Origin of the sequence: Actinophytocola sp. (assembly GCF_036402745.1) — a bacterium.
Taxonomy (GTDB): Bacteria; Actinomycetota; Actinomycetes; order Mycobacteriales; family Pseudonocardiaceae; genus Actinophytocola.
This window is the reverse complement of the sequence record NZ_DASWSJ010000048.1, coordinates 25,206-33,687: the sequence shown is the minus strand read 5'-3', so window position 1 is coordinate 33,687 and position 8,482 is coordinate 25,206. Positions and strand designations below refer to the sequence as shown.

Below are 8,482 nucleotides of genomic sequence, written 5' to 3'. Positions count from 1 at the left end.
TGCCAACCAGGCCGAGTTCGTCGTCGGGCTCCTGGGGGCGGCGCGAGCCGGGCTGGTGGTCGCCCCGATGGATCCCGCACTGCCCGAGTCGGAGCTGTCCGCCCGGCTGGAGGAGATGGGGGCGCAGGCCGTCCTCGTCGGCGCGCCCGCGCCGGTCGCACCGGCCGACGTTCCCGTGTGGACCCTGCGGGTGGACCTGTCCCCCGCCGGCACGGCGACGGCCACGCTCGACACCGGCGCGCCTCCCGTGCGACACGTCCGGGGCGCGGACCGCGAGATCTCGGCCCAGGACGCCCTCGTCCTGTTCACCGCGGGAACCACCGACCGGGCCAAGATGGTCCCGCTGACGCACGCCAACGTGGCCGCCGCCGTGCAGGGCATCTGCGGCGGCTACGAGCTGGGCCCCGGCGACTCGACGGTCGCCGTGATGCCGTTCTTCCACGGTCACGGGCTGTTCGCGGTGTTGCTGGCGTCCCTGGCCAGCGGCGGCTGCGTGCTGCTCCCCGAGCGGGGACGGTTCTCGGCGCACACGTTCTGGGCCGACGTGCACGACGCGGCCGCCACGTGGTTCACCGCGGTCCCGACGATCTACGAGATCCTGCTGACCCGCTCGGCGCGCGAGTTCCCCGGGACCGGGGTCGCGCCGCTGAGGTTCGTGCGCAGCTGCAGCGCGCCCCTCAACGCGGCCACCGGCCGGGCGATGGAGCGCACGCTCGGGGTGCCGCTGCTGTCGGCCTACGGGATGACCGAGACCGCGCACCAGACGACCAGCGAGCCGCTGCCACGGAACGGGCCGCTCAAGCACGGGTCGGTCGGCCGGGCGACCGGCGTGGACCTTCGCGTGCTCGACCCGGCCGGCGAGCCGGTCCCGGCCGGCACCGAGGGCGAGGTGTGGGTGCACGGTCCCACCGTCGCGCAGGGCTACCTCAGCGACCCGGCCGAGACGGCACGCAGCTTCGCCGGCGGGTGGTTCCGCACCGGGGACCTCGGCGCTCTGGACGAGGACGGGTACCTGTTCCTCACCGGGCGCCTCAAGAACCTGATCAACCGCGGCGGCGAGAAGATCTCGCCCGAACACGTGGAGGACGTCCTCGCCGGGTGTCCCGGCGTCATGGAGGCCGCCGTGTTCGCCGTCCCCGACCCGGTCCTCGGCGAACGGGTCGGCGCAGCCGTCGTCGTGTGCGAGGGCGAGAGCATCGGGCCCGACGAGATCCTGCGGTACTGCCGCGACAAGCTGTCCGCCTTCGAGGTACCCGACCGGCTCGACGTCGTCCCCACGCTGCCGCACACCGCCAAGGGCGCACTCGACCGGCGGGCGGTGGACGGGCAGTACGCGCACTGACGCCGAAGGGTCGCGTTATCGGGCCGGCAGCGCCTGGTCGAAGAAACCGTCCAGCGACAGGCCCGTCGCCGCGCTCACGAACGCCCGGGCCGTGAGCGATCCCGGGGCCGCGGCGTGGATCGCCACCGAGACCTGCGCCGTGGCGTCCGGGTCGACCAGGCGGACGGCCCTGGTCCCGGCGCCCGGCGGCATCACCCGCAACCAGGTGTGCGGCACGATGCTCGCACACGCACCCATGCTCACGTGGGCGTAGAGCGACGCGACCGAGTCCGTCTCCAGCTGCGGGGTCACCGTGGCCCCGCTGTCGGCGAACGCGCGGTCGATGACCTGGCGAATGGTCATGTCCTGGGTCAGCAGCGCGAGCGGCAACCGGGCGGCGTCCCCCCATTTCATGGGCTGGGTCCCGTCGACGAGCTCCTCGGCGGCCAGCAGCAGGTACCGCTCCGTGTACAGCGGCGACACCTCCAGGCCCTCCCGGTCGTCGGGGCCGAAGTGCCCGATCGCGGCGTCCAGCTCGAACGCCCGCAGCCGGCGGCGAAGCTCCATAGTAGACAGTCGGGAGTGGACCCGAACCTTGCCCAGCGGGTGCTGCGCGCGGAACGCCGCCACGGGAAGGACCAGGGTCGTCGACGCCGTGGGCTCCGTCCCCAGCCGCAGGGTTCCGGTGATGCCCGACCGCACGGCGGCCACCTCCGCCTTGAACGCCTCCTGCTCGGCAAGGATCCGCTTGGCCCACACCACGAGCAGCTCGCCCTCCTGGGTGAGGCTCTGGTAGTTGTGCCCCCGGTTGATCAGCGTGACGTTCAGCTCGCGTTCGAGCTTGGCGATCGCGGTCGACAGCGCCGGCTGCGACACGTAGCAGGCGTCCGCCGCGCGCGCGAAGTGCTTCTCCGTGGCCACGGCCACGAAGTACTCCAACTGACGGAACAGCATGATCGGATCCTTCCGCCTGGGCGCCCGACGGCCCGGACGTCGGCGTCGGGACATGACGCCAGGATCGCTGCTGAGGGGTCGCCCTGTCGTCACGGCTAGCGGCAACTCGCCCACCCGCTAGCCGCCAACAATTCTTCCGGCTAGCCGGAATGGCACGTTCCTGCTACCTTCAATGAGCGACGAACGCCGATGTGAGCAAAGCGTAAAATTACCCGGCGAGCCAAATTCGCACTATTCCGACTTTCCGCAACAAAGGCCGCGGCGCACGCGCCTGAACGGCCACTTTTCCGTCATGTTTCGATAACGGTCGGGTGGACCGGGCACGCCGCCGGTCCGGCCGGATTAGCCTCGCGGAGGCAATTCGCCAATTCCGCTCCCGGCCCGTCGCTGCGCATTCCGCGCCAGGGTGGTGAGCGGACCCCCTGACCTATGCGGCGAGGTACCCATGGTTGCGTTCAGTCGAGGTGCGGTGGCGGCGTCCGCGCTCACGATCGTCTGTTTGGGCGTGGCGGCGTGCAACAACGGCACGTCCGGCACGAGCGGCGGCCAGGGCGGTAGCTACGGCTACAACCAGGCGGCCAACGTCAACGCGTCCGGTCAGCCGGTGACGGGTGGCACGTTACGCATCGTCGGCAACGCGGACGTCGACCACCTGGACACCGCGTCGGCGTACTACACGACCAGCTACTCGCTGGAGCGCGCCTTCACCCGCCAGCTGTTCAGCTACCCGGCGACGACGGACAGGACGACGGCGTTGCAGCCGGCGCCGGACCTCGCGACCGAACTGCCGACGACGGCCAACGGCGGGCTCAGCGCCGACGGCAGGACCTACACCATTCGTCTCCGGCCGGACGCGAGGTGGAACACCACACCGGCCCGCCCGGTCACCGCGCAGGATTTCGTGCTCGGCTTCAAGCGGCTGTGCAACCCCACCCAGAACTCGGTCGGCGCGCCCGGGTACTACGAGAACACCATCGCCGGAATGCGGAGCTACTGCGCGGCCTTCGCCAAGGTTCCCCAGGACGTGGCGTCCTTCCGGCAGTTCATGACCACCCACGACATCAGCGGCATCCGGGCGGTCGACGCGACCACGCTCCGGTTCACCCTCACCGCGCCCGCCGGCGACTTCACCAGCATCCTCGCGCTGCCGTTCTCCTCGGCCGCACCGGTGGAGTACCTGTCCTACCTGCCCGACGACGCGAACTTCCGCCAGCACACGATCTCCGACGGCCCGTACGCGATCACCAAGTACGTGCCCAGCCAGTCCTATGTGCTGAGCCGCAACCCGGCCTGGACGCAGGGCGCGGACCCGTTGCGGCACCAGTACGTCGACGGCATCCAGATCACCCTCGGCCCGGACGAGAACGGCGTGCAGCAGCAGATCGCGGCCGGCACCCAGGACCTCCAGTGGGACACCACCGTGCCGACCGCGGCCGTGCCGAGCCTGAAGGCCGCCGCCGACCCGCGGCTCGGCATCTACCCGAACTACGACACCAGCCCGTTCCTGGTGTTCAACATGCAGAGCCCCAACAACGGCGGCGCTCTCGGCAAGGTCGCGGTGCGCCAGGCCCTCGAGTACGCGGTCGACAAGGTGGCGCTGGGCCAGATCTACGGCGGCCCGTCCCTGAACACACCGCTGGGCCAGGTCATCCCGCCCGGCAACGCCGGCTACCAGCAGTTCGACCCGTACGCGACGGCCGGCAGCAAGGGCGACCCGGCGAAGTGCAAGAGCATGCTCGCCGCGGCGGGCTACCCGAACGGCCTGACGCTCACCGACGTGTACCGCACCTCCGGCAAGCACCCGGACGTCTACCAGTCGGTGCAGGCCGACTTCGCCAAGTGCGGCGTCAAGGTGGTCGGCAAGCCGTCGGCGGCCTCGGACTACTACGGCAAGTACCTGTCCGACCCGACCGCGGCGCGCTCCGGCGTGTGGGACGTCTCCGAGCCCGGCTGGGTGCCCGACTGGTACGGCAACAACGGCCGCGCGATCGTCGAGCCGCTGTTCGACGGGCGGACCTACGGGCCGGGCTCGACCGACTGGGGCGACTACAACAACGCCCAGGTCAACGCCGACATCGACAAGGCGCTCGCGGCAACCAGCCAGTCGGTGGCCGACGCCGCCCTGCACGCGGCGGACGTGCAGATCATGAAGGACGCGGCGATCATCCCGTTCCAGACGCAGTCCACCCCGCTGATGCGCTCGACCCGCGTGCACAACGCGCTCTTCTGGCCGTTCTCGGCGCAGTACGACTACACCAACGTGTGGCTGAACCCGGCGAGCTGACGGGATGACCCTCCTCTCGGTACGCGACCTGCGCGTCACGTTTCCCACCGCGGACGGCCTCGTGCGGGCCGTCCGCGGGGTGTCCTTCGACGTCGAGGCCGGGCAGACGCTGGGCATCGTCGGCGAGTCGGGGTCCGGCAAGACCGTGTGCACCCAGACCCTGCTCGGGCTGACCCGCGGCGCCGAGGTGACGGGCCAGGCGCTGTTCGACGGCCGCGACCTGCTGTCCATGCGCGCCGACGAGCTGCGCGCCGTGCGCGGCGCGCGGATCTCGACGATCTTCCAGGACCCGCTGTCGAGCCTGCACCCGCTCTACCGGGTCGGCTGGCAGATCGTCGAGATGATCCGGGCGCACCAGCACGTCACCAGGAAGGCCGCGCGCGGGCGGGCGATCGAGCTGCTGCGGATGGTCGGCATCCCCCAGGCCGAGACCCGCGTCGACGACTACCCGCACCAGTTCTCCGGCGGCATGCGGCAGCGCGCGATGATCGCGATGGCGCTGGCGCTCGACCCGAAGCTGATCATCGCGGACGAGCCGACCACGGCGCTGGACGCCACCGTGCAGGCGCAGATCCTGGACCTGCTCGGGCGCCTGCGCGACGAGCTGGGCACCGCGCTGATCGTGATCACCCACGACCTCGGGGTGGTCGCGGAGATCGCCGACACGGTGCTGGTGATGTACGCGGGCAAGGTGGTCGAGGTCGCGGACCGGCGGACCGCCTACTACGAGCCGCATCACCCGTATACCAAGGGACTGCTGGAGTCGATCCCGGGCGCGGCCGGCACGCACGGGAAGCTCCGGCCGATCCCCGGCCAGCCGCCCAGCCTGATCGCCGTGCCGAGCGGCTGCGCGTTCCACCCACGCTGCCGCTATGTGCTGGACAAGTGCGTCACCGACCTGCCCGAGCTGCGGGACATCGGCACGCCGGCACACCGGTCGGCCTGCTGGCTGCCGGCCCACCCGGTCGGCGTCGACGAGGCGGAAGGTGTCCGAAGTGGATGATCCGGATGTGTTGCTGCGCCTTTCCGGGGTGGTCAAGCACTTCCCGATCCGGCAGGGGATCGTGGTCAAGCGGCAGACCGGTACGGTCCGCGCGGTGGACGGCGTCAGCCTGGAGGTCCGCCGGGGCGAGACGCTGGGCATCGTCGGCGAGACCGGGTGCGGGAAGTCGACGCTCGCCCGGTGCATCACCCGGCTGCACCCGCTGACCGCCGGCACGGTCACCTTCGACGGGCAGGACATCAGCACGCTGTCCCGCCGGCGGATGCGGCCGGTCCGCCGGGAGATCCAGATGATCTTCCAGGACCCGTACGGCTCGCTGAACCCGCGGCGCCGGGTCGGGTCGATCATCGGTGACCCGTTCGCCATCCACGGGCTGGCCGACGGCCTCGACCGCAGGCGCAAGGTCCAGGAGCTGATGGAGCTCGTCGGCCTCAACCCCGAGCACTACAACAGGTTTCCCGCCGACTTCTCCGGCGGCCAGCGCCAGCGCATCGGCGTGGCCCGGGCCCTGGCGGTGCGCCCGAAGCTGATCGTGTGCGACGAGCCGGTGTCCGCGCTCGACGTGTCGATCCAGGCCCAGATCATCAACCTGCTGGAGAGCCTGCAGGACGAGTTCGGGCTCACCTACGTCTTCATCGCCCACGACCTCTCGGTGGTCGAGCACGTGAGCGACCGGGTCGCGGTGATGTACCTCGGCAAGTTCGCCGAGCTGGCGGAGGCGGACGAGCTCTACGGCCACCCGCGACACCCCTACTCGGCCGCGTTGCTGTCCGCCGCCTCGGTCCCCGACCCCGACCGCGCGGATCGCCGGGAGCGCATCATCCTCACCGGCGACGTGCCGTCCCCGGTCGACCCGCCCTCGGGCTGCCGCTTCCACCCGCGCTGCCCCAAGGCGCAGGACCGGTGCGCCACCGACGAGCCCGCGCTGGTCCCGCTCGAGAGCGACCCGCCGGCGCACCTGACCGCGTGCCACTTCCCGGTCCAGGCCGGCGAGAACCTCGCCCGGGCGGCCGGAGGCACGACATGACGGCCGAGCTCGCCATGGTGGTGAGCGAGCCGGTGGCAGGGCGCAGCCCGTGGCAGCTGGCGTGGGCGCGGCTGCGCCGCGACCGGGTGGCCATCGCCTGCTCGGCGTTCATCCTGCTGCTCTTCCTCGCGGCGATCCTGGCGAAGCCGATCAGCGCGCTCGTCGGCTATGGCCCCACGCAACAGGACCGGGCGGGCGGGATCACCCCGGACGGCCTGCCGACGCCGCCGAGCGCGCACCACCTGCTGGGCACCGACAACCTGGGGCGCGACATCCTCGTCCGGATCGTCTACGGCAGCCAGGTCTCGCTCGCGGTCGGCGTCGGCGCCGCCGTGGCGGCCGTGGTGATCGGCGTGGTCGTCGGCCTGTGCGCGGGATATCTGGGGCCGGCCGTGGACTCGGTGCTGGCCCGGCTGATGGACGTGGTGCTGTCCTTCCCGTTCCTGCTGTTCGCGATCGCGCTGGTCACCGTGGCCGGGCCGAGCGAGCTGATCGAGATCGCGGTGATCGCGTTCTTCTCCTGGGCGGCGGTCGGTCGCATCGTGCGCGGCCAGACGCTCGCCATCCGGGAGAAGGAGTACGTCGAGGCGGCGCGCTCGCTCGGTGCGGGCGACGTGCGGATCATGTTCGTCGACGTACTGCCCAACCTGGTCGCGCCGGTGATCGTCTACACGACGCTGCTCATCCCGGTCTCGATCGTGTTCGAGGCGACGCTGTCCTACCTCGGGGTCGGCATCATCCCGCCCACTCCCAGCTGGGGCAACATGATCAGCGACGCGCAGAGCTTCTACCAGGTGGCGTGGTGGTTCCTCGTCTTCCCCGGGCTGGCGCTCATCCTCACCACGCTCGCGTTCAACCTGCTCGGCGACAGCGTGCGGGACGCGCTGGACCCGCGCACCCAGCTCAGGGGGCGGTGATGCTGCGTTTCCTCCTTCGCCGGCTCCTCACCGGTCTGCTGGTGGTCTGGCTGATCAGCGTCATCGTGTTCGCGCTCTTCTTCGTCGCGCCGCACGACGTCGCGCAGCTGCTGCTGGGCAAGTTCGCCGCGCAGAACCAGCAGCTGGTGGCCACGGTCACCCACCAGCTCGGCCTCGACCAGCCGAGCTACGTCCAATATGGACACTTCATCGGCCGGCTGCTGCACGGCGACCTCGGCTACTCGTACTACAGCCACGAGCCGGTGACCACGCTGATCGCGCAGGCCTTCCCGGTCACCGCGTCGCTGGCCCTCGGCGCGGCGGTCATCTGGCTGGTCCTCGGGGTCCTGATCGGCGTGCTGTCGGCCACCCGCCCGCGCAGCCTCCTCGACCGCGGCGCCACGCTGTTCGCGCTCCTCGGGCTGTCGTTCCCGACGTTCGTGCTGGGGCTTCTGTTGCTGTACCTGCTGTTCTACCAGCTGCACGTGGCGGGCGTGGACCTCTTTCCCGGCGGCGGCTACGTTCCGCTGACCCAGGACCCGGCGCAGTGGGCGGCACACCTGGTCCTGCCGTGGATCACCCTCGCGGTCGCGACGATGGCCGTATACGTTCGGCTCACCCGCGGCCAGCTGATCGAGACGCTCGGCGAGGACTTCATCAGGACCGCGCGTGCCAAGGGCCTGCGGGAAAGCCGGGTGACCTACCGGCACGGGCTGCGCGCGGCCCTGATCCCGGTCGTCACCCAGTTCGGCATCGACGTGGCCACCCTGCTCGGTGGCGTCATCGTCACCGAGCAGGTGTTCGGCCTCAACGGGTTGGGCCGCATGTCGGTCCAGGCGGTCACGAACTCCGACGAACCGGTGATCATCGCGGTCGTGTTGCTGGCGGCGGTGTTCGTGGTCGTGGCCAACATCGTCGTGGACCTCCTGTACGCCGTCCTCGACCCGAGGATCCGCCTGTCCTGACCCGGAATCGA

7 protein-coding genes are annotated in these 8,482 nt (G+C 70.9%); 6 read left to right on the top strand and 1 reads right to left on the bottom strand.

Going from position 1 to position 8,482, the window contains the following annotated elements:
* Positions 1-1,342, top strand: a 1,342-nt coding sequence (locus tag VGD70_RS05195; protein ID WP_331078649.1) for a FadD7 family fatty acid--CoA ligase, incomplete at its 5' end; no start/stop codon positions are given.
* A 15-nt stretch (positions 1,343-1,357) separates the two neighbouring features.
* On the opposite strand, the gene VGD70_RS05190 is transcribed toward VGD70_RS05195, so the two are convergent.
* Entirely contained in the window at positions 1,358-2,275 is a 918-nt protein-coding gene (locus VGD70_RS05190; protein ID WP_331078647.1) for a LysR family transcriptional regulator, read from the bottom strand.
* A gap of 445 nt (positions 2,276-2,720) precedes the next feature.
* Between VGD70_RS05190 and VGD70_RS05185 the strand changes: the two genes are divergently transcribed.
* The 5 genes from VGD70_RS05185 to VGD70_RS05165 are packed head-to-tail and all read left to right on the top strand — an operon-like array spanning position 2,721 to position 8,471.
* Entirely contained in the window at positions 2,721-4,559 is a 1,839-nt protein-coding gene (locus VGD70_RS05185) for an ABC transporter substrate-binding protein (protein WP_331078645.1), read from the top strand.
* A gap of 4 nt (positions 4,560-4,563) precedes the next feature.
* Positions 4,564-5,562: an ABC transporter ATP-binding protein gene (locus tag VGD70_RS05180; protein WP_331078644.1), complete on the top strand. Its 999-nt coding sequence runs from the start codon at positions 4,564-4,566 to the stop codon at positions 5,560-5,562.
* Positions 5,555-6,589 carry a dipeptide ABC transporter ATP-binding protein gene (locus VGD70_RS05175; protein WP_331078642.1) on the top strand — a complete coding sequence of 345 codons (1,035 nt, stop codon included), beginning with the start codon at positions 5,555-5,557 and terminating at the stop codon, positions 6,587-6,589. The genes VGD70_RS05180 and VGD70_RS05175 overlap by 8 nt, the downstream gene beginning before the upstream one ends.
* Positions 6,586-7,506: an ABC transporter permease gene (locus tag VGD70_RS05170; protein ID WP_331078640.1), complete on the top strand. Its 921-nt coding sequence runs from the start codon at positions 6,586-6,588 to the stop codon at positions 7,504-7,506. Before VGD70_RS05175 ends, VGD70_RS05170 begins: the two co-directional genes overlap by 4 nt.
* The gene (locus VGD70_RS05165) at positions 7,506-8,471 is read left to right on the top strand and encodes an ABC transporter permease (protein ID WP_331078638.1); all 966 of its coding nucleotides are present in this window, start codon (positions 7,506-7,508) and stop codon (positions 8,469-8,471) included. Before VGD70_RS05170 ends, VGD70_RS05165 begins: the two co-directional genes overlap by 1 nt.
* Positions 8,472-8,482 lie beyond the last annotated feature (11 nt).

What these genes read in the sequence shown, in the direction of transcription:
- VGD70_RS05190 (WP_331078647.1), bottom strand. Translation starts at nt 2,275, where the DNA reads ATGCTGTTCCGTCAGTTGGAGTACTTCGTGGCCGTGGCCACGGAGAAG.
- VGD70_RS05185 (WP_331078645.1), top strand. Translation starts at nt 2,721, where the DNA reads ATGGTTGCGTTCAGTCGAGGTGCGGTGGCGGCGTCCGCGCTCACGATC.
- VGD70_RS05180 (WP_331078644.1), top strand. Translation starts at nt 4,564, where the DNA reads ATGACCCTCCTCTCGGTACGCGACCTGCGCGTCACGTTTCCCACCGCG.
- VGD70_RS05170 (WP_331078640.1), top strand. Translation starts at nt 6,586, where the DNA reads ATGACGGCCGAGCTCGCCATGGTGGTGAGCGAGCCGGTGGCAGGGCGC.
- VGD70_RS05165 (WP_331078638.1), top strand. Translation starts at nt 7,506, where the DNA reads ATGCTGCGTTTCCTCCTTCGCCGGCTCCTCACCGGTCTGCTGGTGGTC.